We start from the raw sequence: 19292 nt of genomic DNA, 5'->3' as shown, positions 1-19292 counted from the left end.
ACCGATTATATCCGTTTCTTCCAGACTTTCACTTCTTTTATACCACCACAAATCCTTTAACCTTAAACATATACACTTGAGGTTAAAACCCACATAACTAATATTATCTATATATTGACTAGCTTCTAGATGTTAAAATTCATAAATTAATAGTAACAAATCAAATAAAACAAGCCTTTTAACAAACACATATAATACTCCTACTAATTCAAACTAACGCTTAATTACTCATAAAATAACTTAAGGTATCTAGCTTAACTATATTTTCTTTATTAATAGCCATTTTCTATCCTGTATTTCCTTACTTTAAACAGATTATCAAGGGATTATTAATGTCCAAGAAAAGAGAAATGATTTAAAAATCCAATTTTAATTATCATATTTCAATAATTTATTGTGTTATTTTTATCTAATAAGGTACAGAAACAAAGGATGAACTTCAGTGTGCTTGAGAAACGTTCTTAGGGTGGAACGTTTAAAGGGTACTTTAGTACTGAGTTTTTATTAAATGTTCCTGTACCTAATATTTAAATTAACGTATGTCAAAATATTTTACAATACGAGTATTAAACGTTACATATTTTTATATAAAATGATATATTTCATCAACACACCTCTTCTAATCTTTATGATAAATATAGAAAATTTAGCTCTTTAGGATTTAATTTTAGAATTCTCATAAAAGTATATAATAGATTAGACACATAATTGTCACAAATTAATAGTTTATCTACTTTTTGATTAGCTATGAAAACTTTATTATCACTTCAATATTTACCTCTAAACTAAAGCACCTCTATACCTACAATTTCTTAAAATTCTTTTAAATAATCTTTCAAAAGAGTCAATAGTTTTATATTTTTTATTTTTTTATTGTACATTTGTACATTTGATGTTAGGATTATGCCTATTAAAATTGAATCCTAACGATTCTTCTTTATAATTTCCATGTTTTAATTGTTAAATAAAAATATTGATTCTGATATATATTTAAAATCAGAACGAAAATGTCGTTATTTTACAATGATGTCGTGGAATACCTTTAGAATGGAAAGATATATGCAACAACGTGTTAAGGGGTTACAGGGGGAACAAAAATGAGAGACTTTTTTGATGATAAGTATAAAAATATTGAATTGAAAAGGAGGTTAATAAATTTAATAAGTGAAATTAGCGAATTCAAAGGAAAATTAGCTGCTTATCAGGAACAAAACCCGGACATATTTAATAGCTTAGAAAAAACTATACCACTACATTACATAAAAAATTTCACAACTATTTACGAGGATATAAAAGTTCCTAATAAAAGATTAAAAGAACTTATTTTAGATGATATCGTACCTCAAAATATTTCGGAAGATGCTATTTTTTGCTATTATCAAACACTTTCTTTTGTACATAAAAACTCCTGTACTTTATTAATCAATCCAGCAACTATACAGGAATTACATTTTCAACTAATACATTACATTACCTCTGACAGTGCCAAATGGCGTGAAAAACCTTTTATTATTCCAGGAATTCCAGAACATGGAATGCACTTGAATAGTTACCGCATTCTTCCGCATGAACTTATTCCACAGTTTATGGAGCAATTATGTGATCAATACAACTCATTAAATACTAGTAAGGGGCTTCATTCACTTTTATTAATAGCTCGTTTTATATTAAATTTTTATTGCATAGTCCCTTTCAATCAAGGTAATAACAGGTTGGCATTTATGTTAATGCAATTGCTGTTAATTAGGAGTGGACATACATTTGTAAAATATGTATGTTTGGATAAATATATTAAGAAACATGAATCTGATTATTACAATTCGATTTATAAATCTTCGGTGAATTGGTACTGCGAGGAACATAATAATAGCTTTTGGTTAAAAACGTTTTTAACAATTATATTAGAGGCTTACAAAGATCTTCATAACACAGTTCTAGATTCTATATGTAAACATACTAAAGTTGAGAGAATTCAGGATTTTATACTTAAACAAAAACAACCCTTTACTAAGGAAAGTATTCGTAACACTTATCCAGACATTGCAGAGAGTACAATCAGTAAGGCTTTAAATTCCTTGCAACTGTTTGGCCATATTAAGCTAGTTACAAAAGGAAGAAACGCAAAGTGGATTAAAATTTGACCATACTTTCAAGATACCTGAGGTTCACAAATTCAATAATAACTTTATCATTGAATTTCATTTTCCTTTTAAGCTATTATTACTTTTTTAGTTATTTCTAATTCCAACAAAACAGTTTATAGGAAAAGGTCCGCTTCCCTCCACCTTTTCCTATAATAAAATTAAATATAAACATAGAATAATTGTCGAAAAAAGTCGCATTTTAATATTTTTTCTTTATTTTCTGGTTGTAAACGCTTCACTTTCATGTTACCATCTTAAACAAACAATAGATGGTAATAAAAACGAAAGTATTTCTTTCCCTTAGAAACATATAAACGTACGGTAATATCAAGAAAATAAGGCCAAAGAAATATTTGATACCTACCAAAATAATGAATAGGAATTTTGTTGCGCTGTTTTTTCTGATAATTAAGAAAATGCATTTTGTCCCTAAACAAAATTTGTTGGTGCGCAAAATTCAAATAAACTAGAACATCCAAATAAATGAAATATCCTTTTTCATTGAGTATTAAGGTATGAAAAAAGAATTCTTCCTACAAAATTTAGCTGATTAACATAAAGACATCTAAATTACTACCTTTATCGCCATCTATTGTTGACAACATATTTACCAAATAAAAAGAACCTATCAAGGGTTCTTTTTATTATAATCATTCAAATTTCAATTCTATCTTAATACTTACATTTCCACACAAATTACATCTACTTTTTGCTCTCAATTATTGAATTAATAATATAGCACATCATATTTATTAATTCTTATCTTCAATTAGTTTAAATTAGTGAATAAAATTCAATCATATAAAAATAATAAATACAACTAATCGTTATATATTAAAGAGGTGTCAATTTTGTCCTTAAATGAAGAGACCTTAGAAACTAAGACAGATAAAACCATTGAAAAGATCCAAACAAGTAACTTAAAACAACTTAAAAATACACTAGATAATATCTTTGATATTAGTGCAGATTTAATTGAACATCCTTTGCAATTAAAAACAAACACGAATATTTTACTATATTATTTTGAAGGCCTTACAGATGGTGTTGCATTAAAAACCAATGTTGTTACACCATTATTACAAGAAGTAAATGAAGACAGTCAAATATTTAATTCTAATATTATTGCTACTCATACCAAAATAGTATATACATGGAATGAAATTAAAGAAGGATTACTTGAGGGGCAATGTGTACTGTTTATGGAGAAAGAAAAGCGGTCACTTCTAATAAATACAAAAGGCTGGGCAGAGAGAGCAATTCAAGAGCCAATTTCAGAAGTTACTATTAAAGGATCCCATGATGGATTTATTGAAAATGCCACAAAAAATATAGGTCTTATCCGTCGATATATTCCTTCTACAGAGTTAAAAATCAAAAAGCTGACGATTGGAGAACGAGCCACTTCTTTAGTCTATTTAATTTACTTAGGTGATGTAGCAAACGCAGATGTAGCCCAAGAAATTGAAACTAGAATCTGTAAAATCAAAACAGATGCGGTATTAAGTATTGGAGAGCTATCTAATTATACAAAAGATCAAAATTGGACTCCTTTTCCACAGGCTTATTTAAGCGAGCGCCCAGACGCCATTTCAAATCATATACTTGATGGGAAAGTAGCAGTATTAATGGATAGATCCCCTGGTGCAATGGTTGTTCCTATGAATTTGATTGGATTTTTTCAAACCCCAGATGACTATAATATTCATTGGCTCATCGCATCATTTTTTCGCTTATTACGATTTGCAGGATTTATTATAGCTATTTTTTTACCCGCATTTTATATTGCTATAGTCTCTTTTCACTTTGAAATTATTCCTATAGACTTATACACTTCTATTGCAACATCAAGAGTCAAAGTCCCTTTCTCCCCCTTATTGGAAGCTTTTATAATGGAAATTACACTAGAAATGCTACGTGAAGCTGGTATTCGCTTACCACAACCAATTGGACAAACTATTGGGATCGTTGGAGGGATTGTAATTGGACAGGCGGCTGTTCAAGCTGGTCTTGTTAGTAACGTTATGGTTATTATCGTATCTATTACAGCCATTGCTTCATTTATTGTTTCTAATTATGATTTATCAAGTTCTATACGCCTTATCCGTTTTCCAATGATGTTATTGGCCTACTTTTATGGGATTGTCGGTATTGTTAGTGGATTAATGCTCTTATTTGCTCATTTTGTTTCACTAACTTCCTATGGTTCACCATACGGCATGCCAATCGCACCATTTCGTCTCCAAGAGCTAAAAGATTCTTTTGTAAGATTTCCTATTTCGATGATTACCACCCGCTCGAGTACAGGACAGCCGAAACAAAGAAAGAAAAAAGAAGGTGGTTAACATGGGGAATCTTAAGTTCCAAAAAGTAACTTTATTCGAATTTATTATTTTCATTCATTCGCTGCAACTTGCATCTGGTATGTTAATTATGCCAAGCCCACTTGCTACTACTGCTGGTACAGATGGCTGGATTTCGATCATTCTCGGATGGATAGTTACTTCTATAATCGGTGTATTTATTATATTAATGTTACAAAAAAATCCTAACAAAAATTTCTCACAAATCTTAAAAACATACTTTGGTAAATGGATAGGGACAATTCTTTTTCTTGCATATGCCTTTTATCTATTTTTTGCTGGATTTAATACTTTATTAAAGGCAACTGATATTGTAAAAGTGTGGATATTCCCTTCCACTCCTGCTTATCAAATCACCATATTATTACTATTACCTTTCATTATTTTAGCCCTGAGTGGGTTAAGGGCTCTTACTAGTTATTCTATGCTTGTTTTCTTCTTCACTACTTGGATGCCACTATTTCTTCTTTTTTCACTAAAGACTAACTACAATCCTTTACACCTACTACCTATATTTAAAGAAGGATTATACCCTATAATAAAAGCAACAAAAGAAACCATTACTCCTTATGCTGGGCTAGAAATTGCATATTATATATACCCATTCTTACAAAAAAAACAAAAAGCCATAAAAGGACTACTAATAGCGAATACTGGAACCATGTTTTTCTATCTATATGTTACTATTCTTTCTTATATATACTTTAGTCCAGAAGGGATAAAAGACGTAATCTGGCCAGTATTTCATCTGTTAAAAGGGGTTCGTTTTTCTTTCATGGAACGATTAGAAATTATATATATCGCTTACTATTTAATTGTATTTTCCACTACGATATATCCGTATTTATTTTTCAGTTTTGAATCTGTGACCATTTCACTTCAAAAAAACGCCCGCAATTGGGTGCTGCTTGCTTTTATGTTATTTATAGTTGGCCTATTTATTTTCCTAAATCCTGATGTGGATCAATATTTGTTTATATATTCTCTTATGGATATCTTAAATGTCGTTTTCTTTATTCTATTACCAATCTTATTTTTCACTTACAGTATTCTTTTTACTTGGATTACTAGGAGGAAACAACTTTGATTCGAAAATGGATATGGATTGTAATTTGTTGTGTATATATAATTGGTTGTAGTCAGAGAATTCCTCTTGAGAAGGTTTCATTAATCCTGTTAATTGGCTTGGATAGAACCCCTAATGGAGATATAAAAGTTGGAACAAGCATACCACTCTTTCATCATAAACAGCAAAAAAGTACTATAGAACATTGGACACAAGCATCAACTGTATATACTGGATTCAGTAAGATAGATACGAAGTTAACGGGCTTTATGACAGCTTCCAAAGCTGAAATCATTTTAATTGGGAAAAAATTAGCGCAAGAAGCAAATTGGTTGCAGGAGCTTGATTCTTCTTACCGTGATCCTTACGCTACCATTAATGCTAAAATAGTACTTGTAGATGGACCTGCAGAAGAAATTTTTAAAATTCATACGCCTAGTAAACCATCACTTTCATCTTATATAAATGGTGTAATTGAATCGTCAATTCAAAATAACCAATCCGTCTCTTCTACAATTCAACAATTAATGAGAGAACAAAATGAAGAAGGAATGACGCAAGCTGTTCCAATTATCAAAAAAACAAAGAATGAAATCGACACAGTAGGAATTGCATTTTTAAATCGAAAAGGGAAATATTTAACTCATATCCCTAAAAAAGATGTTAAATTTTTCAATCTTATAAATAAGCAAAAAAGTAGCGGGCGAATGATACTACACCTTGAGCTTCCTCCTAAAAAGTCCAACAAAAAAACAAACACTTCTATCTTCGTACAGAACGCGACAAGGAAGGTAGTTGTTAATTTTCAAAACGGAAAGTTTGTATTTAATCTCGATATATATGCTAATGTAGCTTTAATAGAAAAAACCAATGCGAATTTAATTAAGGGGCACTATGATAATAAAAAAAATATAAATAATTTAAAAAGGGCTATTCAAAAAGAAATTAATAATAATTTACAAAATATGTTGTATGAAATACAGCAGAATAAAATTGATCCAATCGGATTATCCCTATATGCTAGAGCATTTCAATATAAAGAGTGGAAAAAAGTAAAAGGTGATTGGTTGCAAGCGTTAGCAGAGGCTAAAATAAATGTAAAGACGCACGTCAAAATAAAAGATACTGGGACCATTAGAAATTAGACTGGGATTTAATAGCATTACTCAGTAGTATTTTTTCTCTTAAATAATTATTATGTAAAAAATGCTAACGTAAAAAATCTTTCCGTTCTTTTAAAAGAGAAATAATTCAACTACGGTAATCCAACACCAGTTTCTAATTTAGTGAGCTGAAGAAATTATAACTCTGTTGTAGTAGATATACCCGATTTCATTCCGATTGTAATCCATGACATAGCGTCAAAGCCTAAATTCCTAAATTAAGGAATTTAGGCTTTTTGAGTTCGCAAGAATATCTTGGTTTTAGTTCTATGTACCTTACTACAATAATTACAGGGTCTTTGTTTATTTTATTTGCTTTTAGATAATACACACCCAATTTCAGTTAAAATTGTTTAAATGTTAATTAATTTTTAAAATGATATATCTATAAGCTCTTTTAGCAAATATAATATATGCATAATATAATATTATACATATATAACCAACTTGGGGACTATTATTAGTTTTCTAAATACAGACTTAATTAACACTATACAAATAGTGTTAATTATCTTAATTGAATATTAGTAATAGTAAGTATAAACATTATCAATTTACTATATATTACATTTATGTAAAAATAGATGTATGTTAAGCTTATTCAAAATCTTTCCCCTAATAAAGATTTGAAGTAGCATTTCATGATTCTCCTTACTGTTAATATGCCTTGAAAAAGAACCCTATAGGGTTCTTTTTCTTTTCATTATAACCTCAGTAACTCCTTATTTAACATGTAAAAAGGACTGCTAATTACTTGCAGCCCTTTTACACGTTAATATACACTTGTATTAAATACTTAACACTTTATTGTATTAAGGCGTTTATAAAAACTAAACATGCCATTATCATTTAAATATATAACACTTCAAAGTTTAGAAGTATACAATAACAAATCTTTCCCAGCTTCCAGCTACATAACTAGTAGCTGTTAATTCTCTACCACCATTTGCTGATATATATCTACCATTACTTAATGCTTGTAATACATATATCCTATTGTCTCCACCATTATATAAGATAAACTTTTCCCATGCCCCAATTGATGTACGATCTGCTACTACTCTACCATTTGGCTCAAACGAAACATACTTCCCATTACTTTTAGCTTTTAAAGCGTACGTATATAATTCCCCAGTCGGAATTAATTCGAATTTCTCCCATTCATTAACTGCATTACGATTTGCTATTACATTTCCAAAAGGCTCAGCGGAAACATATTGTAAATTTGCTGCCTGGATAGCAACTGTCCAACTTCCATTAAATAAATTCACGCCTTTTAGTGAACCTGCTTTTGATAGGTTGGCTGCCGATACATCATTCGATGGGGTAATCATCAATATCATTAAAACCATCGACAACACCATTAAAACTAACTTTTTTGAGATTGCATTACCACTTGCACGTGTTATGAACCTTTTCATTCCCATTCCTCCCTTAATATACAGAACTCATATACATCATACTAAATATGTAAAATATTGTAATATAAAAGTTGATTTATCAACAAATACCTTACTATTCTGTTTCTTTTTTCTCAAATCTATAGCACTTAAACATGCATCAATGCTCAAGCACATTTTTTAAATTATTTTCTCCTGATAAAAGAATGTAGCAGTTGATAGCAACGAGAGTATATACAAAAGAGAGAATATTTTCATTTCACTTCTCTTTAAATAAAAGCCAAATAGCCGTTCATAATGAACGACTATTTGCATCTAACTAATAATTAGAATGTTTTTCATGTTACTCTATTTTGTTTAATCCCGTTGAAGTAACTTGATAGGTTCTTTTTTTGCCCATATATTCTTGTTTATTATTCTCAAGATTAATAAGTATAGCGCGTGTTTTTTCTTTTACTGCTTCCCCTTCTATATGGGTAAACTCAATGTAATCTCCCACTTTTACGGGCACGGTTTGGCTTTCAGCAGTTTGCTGTCTATTTCCCACTATTCCCTTATTGTACAAAATACTACCGGTCGAATTCTTTACTGTAATACTTGCATACGTATTATTAAAGTAAGAATGTGGTACGCCCGCTTCTAAATTCACCTGCATTTTCTCTGTTGTCTTATTATAATCTACTTTTGCGATTTCTCTATCACTATATCCTTTTAAAGACCACCCAAAATGATTTCCATCTAAAACCGTTGTTTCTGGCATTTTTTCTACTTTCTTCAAGCCTTCTTTTGTAACTTGATATCTTGCTGTTTTTCCAATGGTTTCATTTTTGTTATTTTCAAGGTTAATTAAAGTTGCTCGCGTTTTTTCCTTTGTTGCTTCTCCTTCTATATGGGTAAATTCAATGTAATCCCCTACCTTGACGGGCACAGTTTGGCTTTCAGCATTTCGTTGTTTATTTCCCACGATTTCCTTATTGTACAGAACGTTACCAGAAGAATTCTGGACCTTAATACTCGCATACGTACTAGCAAAATAGGAATGTGGTACACCTGCTTCTAGTTTTACCTTCATCTCTTCTACCGTTTTATCATAATCTACTTTTGCAATTTCTCTATCACTATATCCTTTTAATGACCAGGCAAACTTGTTTCCTTCTAAAATTGTTGCTTCTGGCATTTTTTCTACTTTCTTCAGACCTTCCTTTGTAACTTCGTATATGGCTTTTTTTCCAAAGCTCTCTTGTTTACTATTATCTACATTTGTAAGAGTAGCTCTATGTACACCTTCTAGATGTGTTAACTCTATATAATCGCCTACTTTGACTGGAACTTTTTGCGATTCAGCATTTTGCTGCTTGTTTCCATAAATCTCTTTGTTATAGACCACTTTACCTGATGTGTTTTGCACTTTAATACTTGCATATGTACTATCAAAGTAGTCATGTGGTACACCTGCTTTTAGATCAATTTGCATTTCTTCTGTTGATTTATTTAAATTTACTTTCGCAAATTCAAAATCTCCAATCCCTTTCAGCGACCATGCAAATTCATTACCTTCAAAAATGTTTGGAGACTCATTTTTGATTTGTACCTTTTTCTCAACAGTTTGATCAAATATATCCGTTAATACAATCTTTGCATAAGCATTTGTTGGTAATGATATAGATTGACTGATTACATTTTGATAGGATTTAATATCATTAATTACGTTAATAGGTTGGCCCGTCATATTTTCATTGTTATAAATTTCAATTTTCCCCTTAAATTGCGGTGTACTATTTTCTTTTAGTTTCCAAGATACATTTAATTTTTCATTTTCATAATATATAGATTGGATATCAAAATCTAGTTTTCCTATTTCAGGTTGAGTAGGTTGATTTAGCGTGAATATTTTTCCTGCCCCAATAGTAGACTGCGTATTACCTCCTGCTTTGACCCATACATATTCTGAAGTAGATCCTCCATCATATTGATAAGTATTATCATGCGTTCCAGAAATACTTTGATTATTCCAAGAACTCCATTGTTTATCAACTAATTTTCGGCTATAACCATTTTTTAGGCGCGCTTCTCGAACATTCTGTCCACTATCAGCCCAGTCTTCTTGAAACATTCCTAATCCATGATTAAATGCAACATTAGCAACCGGAAAGTCCATAATTGCAATTTGATGCCATTTATTCTTTGTTACATCTTTCATCCATTGTCCAAATTTAGTATGACCATTTTCTTGCCATGAACGCATTGTCATTGTGTACCAATTGTAGTCTTTCCAACCATAAGTTGTTTGAACCTTCATTCCTGTTCCTTCTCCTCCAAAGGGTCCAGCTTGCGAATTCGGAGATAAGTATTCGGCCTTTATTGCTTCTTTAGAGGAGATTGGATCCCATAAGGCAAAATGTAAAGTACGTTTTCCATTTTCATCAAACCCACTTTGTTGTTGAAAACCAGCATATCCTCCAGCTTCACCACCTGCATTCCAGTTGTGTACAGCCCAGTACGTATAAGGTGGAGTCTGAACTGGTGACCAGTCTATACTAATAATATCTGAGGCAGGTATATTTTGGGGACTCACATAAACTGCTGGAGCAGCTGAATGTGTTGCAGCTTTAGTGTGCCAAATAGACGTTCCAAACATAGAAAACATGCTACATGCTGCGGTCATTATAATAACTTTATTAAATCTTTTCTTCGTTTTCTGACTAATCACTAATCTACATCCTTTTCTAATTTTTATTATTGAATAATAACTTAGTAGAGAAATCTATCAAAATTCAAACAACATCCAGTAAATCTTTAAAATACTGCCCCAATTTTATGTTGTTCTATCTTCACATCTGATTCTTACATGTTATTTGATTGTAAGTGGTTTCCATAAAGATAACGCAAATATCCAATTCGGGTCACCATTTCCTTGATGATTTTGAACCGCTTCATACACTGTCCCTTGATGTTCTACTTTATCGCCCTTTGTATATGCCTTCTTTGGATCCCATTTTTCATAAGATACATTTTGATCTTTGGTTTTTACCGGAAGAATTTCACTTTGAATTGATGTATTTCCAGCTGCATCTACAGCCTTCACTGCATATTTATATTCCTTATTAGCTGTTAAGTTTTGATCAATAAATGTCGTTCCTTGTACGGTTTGAATCAATTGTCCATCACGTAATACCTGATATTCTTTTACACCTATATTATCTGTAGAAGGATTCCATTTTAGCTCTACACTGTTAGAAGTAAGATTGTTTGCATATAATCCTTGTGGCTGTGTGGGAGCTTCTGTATCTGGTTTCGGATTAACAATTTGATTTACTTTTTTCAGGCCATCCTTTGTAACTTCATACATTACTTTTTTATCAAGACTTTCACGTTTATTATTATCTAAATTTATTAATGTTGCCCTCTCTCCGCCTTCTAAATGTGTAAGCTCAATAAAATCGCCGGTCTTTACTGAAACTTTTTGTGTTCCAGCATTTTGCTGTTTATTCCCATAAAACTCCTTGTTATATACTACTTTACCTGATGTGTTTTGCACTTTAATACTTGCATATGTACTATTAAAGTAGTTATGTGGTACACCTGCTTTTAGATCAATTTGCATTTCTTCTGTTGATTTATTTAAATTTACTTTTGCGAATTCAAAATCTCCAATCCCTTTCAGCGACCATGCAAACTGGTTTCCTTCTAATATATTATTTACATTAGGCATATCTGGTTTAATTGGATTAGCATCCGTACCCTTCCAAATCTCTGCTGTTAAAATTGGATATCCTAATGCAGCTACTTTTTGAATGGTATCGTTATTTGGACGTAATCCCCACTTCTCAAAGAAAGGAATCAAATTTTGTTTGGCTACTTTTGATGCTGAAATCATAAATAATTGTTTTTTATTTTCATCAGTTTGTGGAAGTTCACTTGAAGGCATGTCTCTATACAATTGATGCAATTTAGGATAGAAATCCTCTCCATACGCTAACTGTAGTTGCCAAAGCATAACAAGCTTTACAAAAACATCGCTAATTTCATCATAATTTTTATTCACTTGCTCTAGATATTGAAATGCTTTTGGATAAATTCCACTTTTCTCTAAGTTGGATGGTTGATTAAATGCTTTTTCTACTGAAAGGCTGTATATATTATTTTGTACTTCTGTCATATTATAAAACTTCCAGGGCGATTGTTGTCTCAAATGTCCTGCCTCATGCCAAGGGCCCCAGCCATCTGTTATAAATTTATTAATATCTAACACGTATTGGATTGCATCTCCTACATATGCTGTTCGATAAGAAGTTGCATACATATAATAATCAGGAGAATGATTTTCTTCTACGTAATGAACATAATGTTTATCTACTTGTTCTTCAGATAATCCAGCTACTTTGTCTTGAATTCGAGTAGCTTCATCCATCTTTTTTAAGAGTTGTACAGGATCTGTATTAGAACCCAACAAATATTTCTTAACACGTGCAGGGCTGGCCGTAATTAATACACGTTCTCCTTTTAACTCCACTGCATGTGCATTAGGATACTGGTCCAGCATGTTTATTAAATCTTGTTTCGTATGCTTTCCTAGTTCAAAGAAAGGCGTAGTCGTTCCACCTGTTGTAATTGTTATTCGAATGCTATCTCCTTGTTGTTTATTATAAAAATAAATCATCCCCCCATTTGGAGATTGGATTGTGTTTATACCAGGTTTTAATGTAAATGATTTTATCTTAGAATCTTCTCTCCAAGAAGCATCATACGAATACGTTCCAATATATACCTGAATATCTTGATTACCTTCTACATTAATCGTTATTTGTTCATTTGGCTTTGCATATAAACCAGTTGGTTCATACGGACTAAATGCCATACTTTTTCTTTCCTGTTGTTTTAATACCTCAACATCCCCTTTTCCTGGGACTGTAAATGTTCTATTTTCTGATTTAACTGACTTTTCACTTTGCAGTGATGTCGATAATTTTTTTTGCTGCTCCTTTTGCTCTGCAAAGACATCTGATGAAGACATCATTCCAGTCGCAAGCATAGTTACTGTAGCAGTAGCTGCAAGTATTTTTCTAGTTTTGTGTTTTGAATTATTCCCCATATTATCTCCTCATTTTTCCTTAATACTTTTAAGGATTTTTTTATTTTCTTCTTCATGTTTTTACACTCTAAACTATTCATACTATTTAAGTTGTGTCTATTACTCTATATTTTTTCATAAATATCTCCTTTTCTTTATTTATTATTGTATATAAATGTTATTTGATGACACATTAAATAACAACTTTACGATAAACTCATCGATAACAGCTTATTATGTTTTGATTCTGTATTCTAAACTTCCATCCGATTGGAGAAATATACCCAATTGGAGAAATAAGTAAATAATTTTCAGCATATAAGGATTGAAATCTCACGAAAAATTCATAAAACTTTTTTACTTTAAAGGTTAATACAATTGCAACCACATTTGTTTAAGTCTCCACCTTTTTTGAAAAAAAAAGCATCTAATTCCATTTGAATTAGATGCTTACTTTTAGTCCTTAGGACAAATATTCTAAACTATTTATGTGCTTGTAAATCGTTTTTTATTACTTCCCAGAGTGAATTATCTTGAGGCATCGGTTTACCCTCTTCATCCCATTTTATTTTTCCGGTTCCCAATTCATAATTCATCCCTGTCCATGTGTCTTCACGGAATGCATAGAATGATTTATGCCAACCTTTTTGGTTGAAGATAGAAATAAGATCTTGCATGTATTGGGTAGCTCCTGGAACAGTACGGTTAATTCCAAACTCCTCTGCAATAATTCGATTAGATGATACATGATTTTTCTTAGACCATTGTTGGATTGGCTTCAAAAATTTCTCTAATCCCTGCTTATTCCACATTACAGGTTTCTCTAAATCTCCTACTTTTACTAATCCTGGATATTGATACTCCTTGTTTTGTTTTTCACCTTGACTCGTTAATTCATATGGTTCATACATATGAAATGTATATAGTGTTTTTTTATCATTTACTGGTTTTAAATATTTAAAGGCCCATGGAGTAGCATATAAACCTGAATCTAAAATAATCGGCGTTTCCTGGTCTACTTCACGAATGGAATTGATCACTTTTTGATACAATCTGTTTAAATCGGCTGTCGTTCCCTTCACTTTTGAATACCATTTCTCATAATCTTCCGTCCAAAAATCATTATATCTATTATTTTTAGCTGTTTCTGGATGTGGTTCATTTATAATATTATAACCAACCACCGCAGGGTGATCTTTTAATTCCAGAGCAAGATCCTTCCAAAATTGACTTGCTTGTTCTTGATACTTCTCTTCTTCCCATATTCTGTCGTCATTCTTGTTATTATTAAATTGGCGCCATCGATCACCAGGTAAGGATAACATTGTAAGAACAACTTTCATTCCTTGTGATTGTGCGGCATCTAAATCCTCCTTTAATTTTTCTAAATCCTCCTTTACTAATCCCTGATAGTTATCTGCATTACCTATCAGAAAATCCTTTCCAGAAGTATCTGGTTTATCCTCAAATAGAAAACCTTTATCTTTTGCCCATTTATCAGGTGCTAAACGTACATATTCAATATTAGCTTCTTTTGCACTTTTATAGTTTTCAGGTAATGACGTACTATTCATGAAATTAGTACCCTTTCTTTTCGAATCCCAAAAACTAATTTTTGAATCGCCCTTGTGGTATGTATCAGCTCTTACATTCATTTCCTGTACTCCAAAACTCATCATGCCTAATAACGCAACAATTGGCAAAATTTTTTTCACAACTTTTCCTTCTTTCTCTTTATATTTAACACACATAACATACCTTTGTTTTGTTACAGGAATATGGCAATTTCCCAAAAATTCCTTTTTAGTTTATAAGATCGCAGCGCATTCATAAAAATGAAAGAGATAATTAGAACATTACTTCATTTTCAAAGAAACAAAAAAGGAATCCTTTACGGATTCCTTTTTGCAATTCACTCTTTTTCAAATGGTACATTTTGCACCTATTTTTAGTATACCTTATAATTCCTATAAAATAAATAAGATTAAATGAAATTCACTTCAAATTGTGATAGAAAACATAATTAAGAAGCGCAGATAACTAAATATTATCCCTTTTATTAAATAAAAAAGATTAAATAATTCTCCCTCCAAACTAGGACCCCTTTACACTTTTTACAAATATTGTTATAATTAGATAAACCAGAGCATTACCCCATTAACAAAGGGACTCCATAATTGGAGTCCCTTTGTTAATTAGCTATTAAAAATGATAGCATGTGATTATTGTATAATTTCTTCCTTTTTTAGATCTGCATATTCTTCTACGAAATCCCATAAACCTTGCTTTTCGAAGTAAGAAATACTTTTTTCACTTCTTCTAAGAGTTTAATTGCTTCATCTTCATTAAGAGAACGTAAAATATTGAAATGATATACATACTCTTCATTTCCTAATTCCATAAAAACTGCTAATCCTTTTTCAAATTGCTTTAAGAATATACAAACTGTCCCTAATGCGTTTTCACAAGAAGCAATTTTCACCTCATATCCCATTAGCCCAAAATACCAGGAATATAGATACTTATTTTACTTTCAAAGGCTGAAACCTTGCTGCACAACTACTGAAAATAAACATAAGAAAGACGTTCAAATCCATATGGATAGAACGTCTTTTCACTTTACTTTATACAGATACTGATTTTTCACTTATTCATTTTGCATTGTACTTAAAAAATCGATAAATTCATCTTCATTTACAGGTTTACTGTAGTAATAGCCTTGAATTAGATAACATGCATTACGTTGCAACACTGTTAATTGTTCTTTCGTTTCTACCCCTTCTGCTATCACTTTCATGTTTAAAGTATGAGCAAGTGAAATAATGGTTTGTATAATTTCATCTCCATCAGTAAAAGTTCCGATCCTATTAACAAATTCTTTTGGAATTTTCAAAGTATCAATTGGATAAAGAGGCAAATACGCTAGTGAAGAATAACCTGTACCAAAATCGTCAATTGATAAATGTACACCATATGATTTTAATACTTTTAACTTCGATAAGGTTTCTTTTTCATCTACCATTGCTATTCGCTCTGTTAATTCCAAATCAATTGAATTAGTAGGTACTCCTATCTCTTCTATGGTAGATATCATTGTTTGAACAAAATCTTTCTGTTCAAACTCTATAGCTGATAAATTTATCCCCATCTTTAGATTTGAATAGCCCGCAGAATACCATTCTTTCAGTTGTCGACACGCTTTCTGTAACGTCCACTTCCCAATTGAAATAATCTGCGCCGTTTCTTCTGCGATAGGTATAAACTCAAAAGGAGAAATCAGCCCAAGCTCTGGATGTTGCCAGCGTATTAAAGCCTCTGCACCAATAACCTTACCTGCCTTACTATCAATTTGTGGTTGATACAATAAAAACAACTCATTATTTTCAATTGCATTTGGTAAATCCTGTTCTAATCGTAATCGACGAGTTACTTTTTGTGATAATGTCTCGTCATACATACAAACAGCATTGTTACCTTTTTCCTTTGCGCTATACATAGCGATATCAGCGTGTTGTAAAAGTGTAGTAGTATTTATTCCTCCAAATGGATACACTGCTATTCCTATACTAAGAGATAAGTAAAAACTATGCTGATTTACTACAAATGGTTCTTCAGTTATACGAAATAGAGTTTTACACAAATCCAATAGCTGTTGCTCTGTTTGGTTATGGACAATGATTGCAAACTCATCTCCACCTATTCTTGCTAGAGGAATAGTCGGTGACAGACATGTCCTAAAACGTTTGGCAACTTCTTTTAAAACTCTGTCACCAATCGAATGACCCAATGTATCATTAATGGTCTTAAAGCGATTTAAATCAATATACAGGAGCCCAAACTTATCCTGTGTTTTTTGTGCACGCTTAATGGATCTATCTAATTCTTGTTGGAAAAATATACGATTTCCAATCTCCGTCACCGTATCATGGAATGCAAGATAATTTATCTCATCCTGTTGTTGTTTCATCCTCGTTATGTCTTTTACCATTACATAACTCCCAAAGGTTTGTCCTTCTATCATAATAGGAACTATAGTGACATACCAAAAGAGGATATCCTTCTCATTGTTATTTTTCACACGTAACTGTAACGAAGATGAACTACATCGTTTCCCTTTCTTTATAGCCGATTCCAATTCAGATTTATCTTCATCTAAAAAAATAGAGAAGCACTCTTTCCCTATTAATGCAGCACTTTCTTTTCCTAATAACATACTTCCAGCCTGGTTTATATTTAATACGATACCATTTGAATCAATCGTTAAAATAGGATCTGGATGATACTCATATAAAGACTTAAATCTCTCTTGATTTTTTACCAAATCATTAGATTTGTTTATTAAATCCCGTGTTCTTTGAGTTACTGTTTGTTCTAATTGATTATTAAACACTTTTAAGGCCTCGGTTAAATCCTTGTTTTGCATTCGTACAATTGTATGACGAATCAGTACAAATACAAAAGCAATACAATTTCCCGTAATCAATGTAGCTGAAGAAGTTTGTTCTTTCAAAGTAAAGCCAATTAAGACTGCAACTGCAAGATAAGGAAATATGACAAGAAGTTTCTCTCCAAATGTTGGATTGACAATAAAATAATTTCTTTTAGAAGAAGTATTCTTTGGAATTGTAGCAGCAATAGCGATAAATAATAGGAAAACTCTATACAAACACCTTAATAATATAACTGAACGATCTGACAAATCATCTTGTAAGTAAAAATATAAGTAGTCCGTAATAGCCAATCCAGTTAATACTAGGATAAAAATAAACAATTTACTTTTTGCATTGAAAATAGCAGGTCGAAAGATTAGTGTAACTCCAAGTAATAGAAGCAATAAATCTATAATCGGAAAAATAAATGAAAGAAAAACATCTCCAATTGAAAAGAATAAGATATTTGCAGAAGGTTTATTAAATAGGTACCACTCTAATGTAAAAATAGCAGTAACAACAATGCATAAATCACAAAGTAAATACGCTTTCTCCCATTTGTTACATTCCATCATAATTTTATAAAAAAACGCAAAGAGAAAGAAAAATAAGAAAAACAACAAAAATACATCAGAGATATTAAAATTTTGTATTGGTAATTCTACATTAAGTACTTGAAAAGCAGATATGAAATTTCCTATCAGGAAACACCCTATCGCAATAATTATGCAAATCCAGAATACTCCTAACTTAATTTTTCTGGATAATATAGAATACAGTAATGAAATAAATACAGTAGTTTCAACAACTAAAGATGATAGCCGGATATTAAAATCTGATACGAAATAATGATTCGGAAGAACAAATAAAAATATACAGCAAAAGCTTATATAAGCTATTAAAGCCAATATCAATACATAAAATTGCACATATGCATGTTTACGCAATGGACTCACCTTCTTGAGTTTTTTCTATACTTTTATTAAGAAATGTCTTGATAGTGGCACAACTCCTACTAATTAAAATGTGTGCTACCTATTATCCATATTATGACCTTTTTAAAAGATTTTTTTCTACATACAACAGTCTTATTAACTTTTTGTAGATTTTTACAATTTCCAATACTGAGGATTCCAAAAAGGATCAGTTAAAAAATGTAGTTTTTCAAGTATTTGTGCATCGTAAATTTGGATTGTACAACTTATCTACTCTTTAAATATGAGATAAAATCTAATCCTCTATTGAATTATAGTTAGTTGCTAACTGTCACACTTAAAAAGGAATGAAAATATACTATCTTTAACATAGAAATTCGAATTAGTTTTCGAAACTAAGTTGTAACAATTATAGTTACAACTTAGATTGATGTCAATTTCATCTTTCCTCCTTACTCAAAGAATTATAAATAATCTAGGATTAGGTGAAGCTGAAGCTGATATTGCATCTCTCTAAAAAGAATGTTACTCTAAAAATAGAATTATGAAAGGAATGATGGATGAATAATGATTAACTAATTTATATTTTAAGTTGAATTTTATATCTTCAAACTACAAAATATAGGGTTAGTCTATCCATTTTTAAAATTCAGTTCATACTTTATTTGTCATGATTCAAATGATTAATAAGTACTTATTAAGTATAGACGAAAGACTAAT

Annotated in this window: 10 protein-coding genes; 4 read left to right on the top strand and 6 right to left on the bottom strand. The window is 31.1% G+C overall.

Annotation, left to right across the window (positions count from 1 at the left end):
- Positions 1 to 1097 precede the first annotated feature (1097 nt).
- The 4 genes from MR170_RS02010 to MR170_RS01995 all read left to right on the top strand — a co-directional run bounded on the left by MR170_RS02010 (position 1098) and on the right by MR170_RS01995 (position 6718).
- Positions 1098 to 2141, top strand: coding sequence for a Fic family protein (locus MR170_RS02010; protein ID WP_016080748.1), 1044 nt, complete (start codon positions 1098 to 1100; stop codon positions 2139 to 2141).
- Positions 2142 to 2995: 854 nt separating this feature from the next.
- A complete protein-coding gene (locus tag MR170_RS02005; protein WP_242306974.1) occupies positions 2996 to 4489 on the top strand; it encodes a spore germination protein in 1494 nt (497 codons plus the stop codon).
- A 1-nt stretch (position 4490) separates the two neighbouring features.
- Positions 4491 to 5594 (top strand): GerAB/ArcD/ProY family transporter, encoded by a 1104-nt coding sequence (locus MR170_RS02000; RefSeq protein ID WP_048564511.1) that lies wholly within the window; start codon positions 4491 to 4493, stop codon positions 5592 to 5594.
- Positions 5591 to 6718 carry a Ger(x)C family spore germination protein gene (locus tag MR170_RS01995; protein ID WP_242306972.1) on the top strand — a complete coding sequence of 376 codons (1128 nt, stop codon included), beginning with the start codon at positions 5591 to 5593 and terminating at the stop codon, positions 6716 to 6718. The genes MR170_RS02000 and MR170_RS01995 overlap by 4 nt, the downstream gene beginning before the upstream one ends.
- 890 nt (positions 6719 to 7608) lie before the next feature.
- On the opposite strand, the gene MR170_RS01990 is transcribed toward MR170_RS01995, so the two are convergent.
- The 6 genes from MR170_RS01990 to MR170_RS01965 form a co-directional block, all read right to left on the bottom strand.
- The gene (locus tag MR170_RS01990) at positions 7609 to 8157 is read right to left on the bottom strand and encodes a fascin domain-containing protein (RefSeq protein WP_048564510.1); all 549 of its coding nucleotides are present in this window, start codon (positions 8155 to 8157) and stop codon (positions 7609 to 7611) included.
- Positions 8158 to 8479: 322 nt separating this feature from the next.
- Positions 8480 to 10846 (bottom strand): putative mucin/carbohydrate-binding domain-containing protein, encoded by a 2367-nt coding sequence (locus tag MR170_RS01985; RefSeq protein WP_242306970.1) that lies wholly within the window; start codon positions 10844 to 10846, stop codon positions 8480 to 8482.
- A 141-nt stretch (positions 10847 to 10987) separates the two neighbouring features.
- A complete protein-coding gene (locus MR170_RS01980; RefSeq protein ID WP_242306969.1) occupies positions 10988 to 13228 on the bottom strand; it encodes a M60 family metallopeptidase in 2241 nt (746 codons plus the stop codon).
- Between the two features lie 461 nt (positions 13229 to 13689).
- Positions 13690 to 14958 carry a glycoside hydrolase family 5 protein gene (locus MR170_RS01975; RefSeq protein WP_242306967.1) on the bottom strand — a complete coding sequence of 423 codons (1269 nt, stop codon included), beginning with the start codon at positions 14956 to 14958 and terminating at the stop codon, positions 13690 to 13692.
- A 512-nt stretch (positions 14959 to 15470) separates the two neighbouring features.
- A complete protein-coding gene (locus tag MR170_RS01970) occupies positions 15471 to 15701 on the bottom strand; it encodes an aspartate phosphatase (RefSeq protein WP_242306965.1) in 231 nt (76 codons plus the stop codon).
- Positions 15702 to 15854: 153 nt separating this feature from the next.
- Positions 15855 to 18584 (bottom strand): sensor domain-containing protein, encoded by a 2730-nt coding sequence (locus MR170_RS01965; RefSeq protein WP_242306963.1) that lies wholly within the window; start codon positions 18582 to 18584, stop codon positions 15855 to 15857.
- Positions 18585 to 19292 lie beyond the last annotated feature (708 nt).

The organism is Bacillus cereus group sp. BfR-BA-01524, assembly GCF_022662595.1.
GTDB lineage: Bacteria > Bacillota > Bacilli > Bacillales > Bacillaceae_G > Bacillus_A > Bacillus_A thuringiensis_S.
The sequence above is the reverse complement of the archived record's forward strand: the minus strand, read 5'-3'. Positions and strand labels throughout refer to the sequence as shown.

What these genes read in the sequence shown, in the direction of transcription:
- MR170_RS02010 (WP_016080748.1), top strand. Translation starts at nt 1,098, where the DNA reads ATGAGAGACTTTTTTGATGATAAGTATAAAAATATTGAATTGAAAAGG.
- MR170_RS02000 (WP_048564511.1), top strand. Translation starts at nt 4,491, where the DNA reads ATGGGGAATCTTAAGTTCCAAAAAGTAACTTTATTCGAATTTATTATT.
- MR170_RS01990 (WP_048564510.1), bottom strand. Translation starts at nt 8,157, where the DNA reads ATGAAAAGGTTCATAACACGTGCAAGTGGTAATGCAATCTCAAAAAAG.
- MR170_RS01980 (WP_242306969.1), bottom strand. Translation starts at nt 13,228, where the DNA reads ATGGGGAATAATTCAAAACACAAAACTAGAAAAATACTTGCAGCTACT.
- MR170_RS01975 (WP_242306967.1), bottom strand. Translation starts at nt 14,958, where the DNA reads ATGTGTGTTAAATATAAAGAGAAAGAAGGAAAAGTTGTGAAAAAAATT.
- MR170_RS01970 (WP_242306965.1), bottom strand. Translation starts at nt 15,701, where the DNA reads ATGGGATATGAGGTGAAAATTGCTTCTTGTGAAAACGCATTAGGGACA.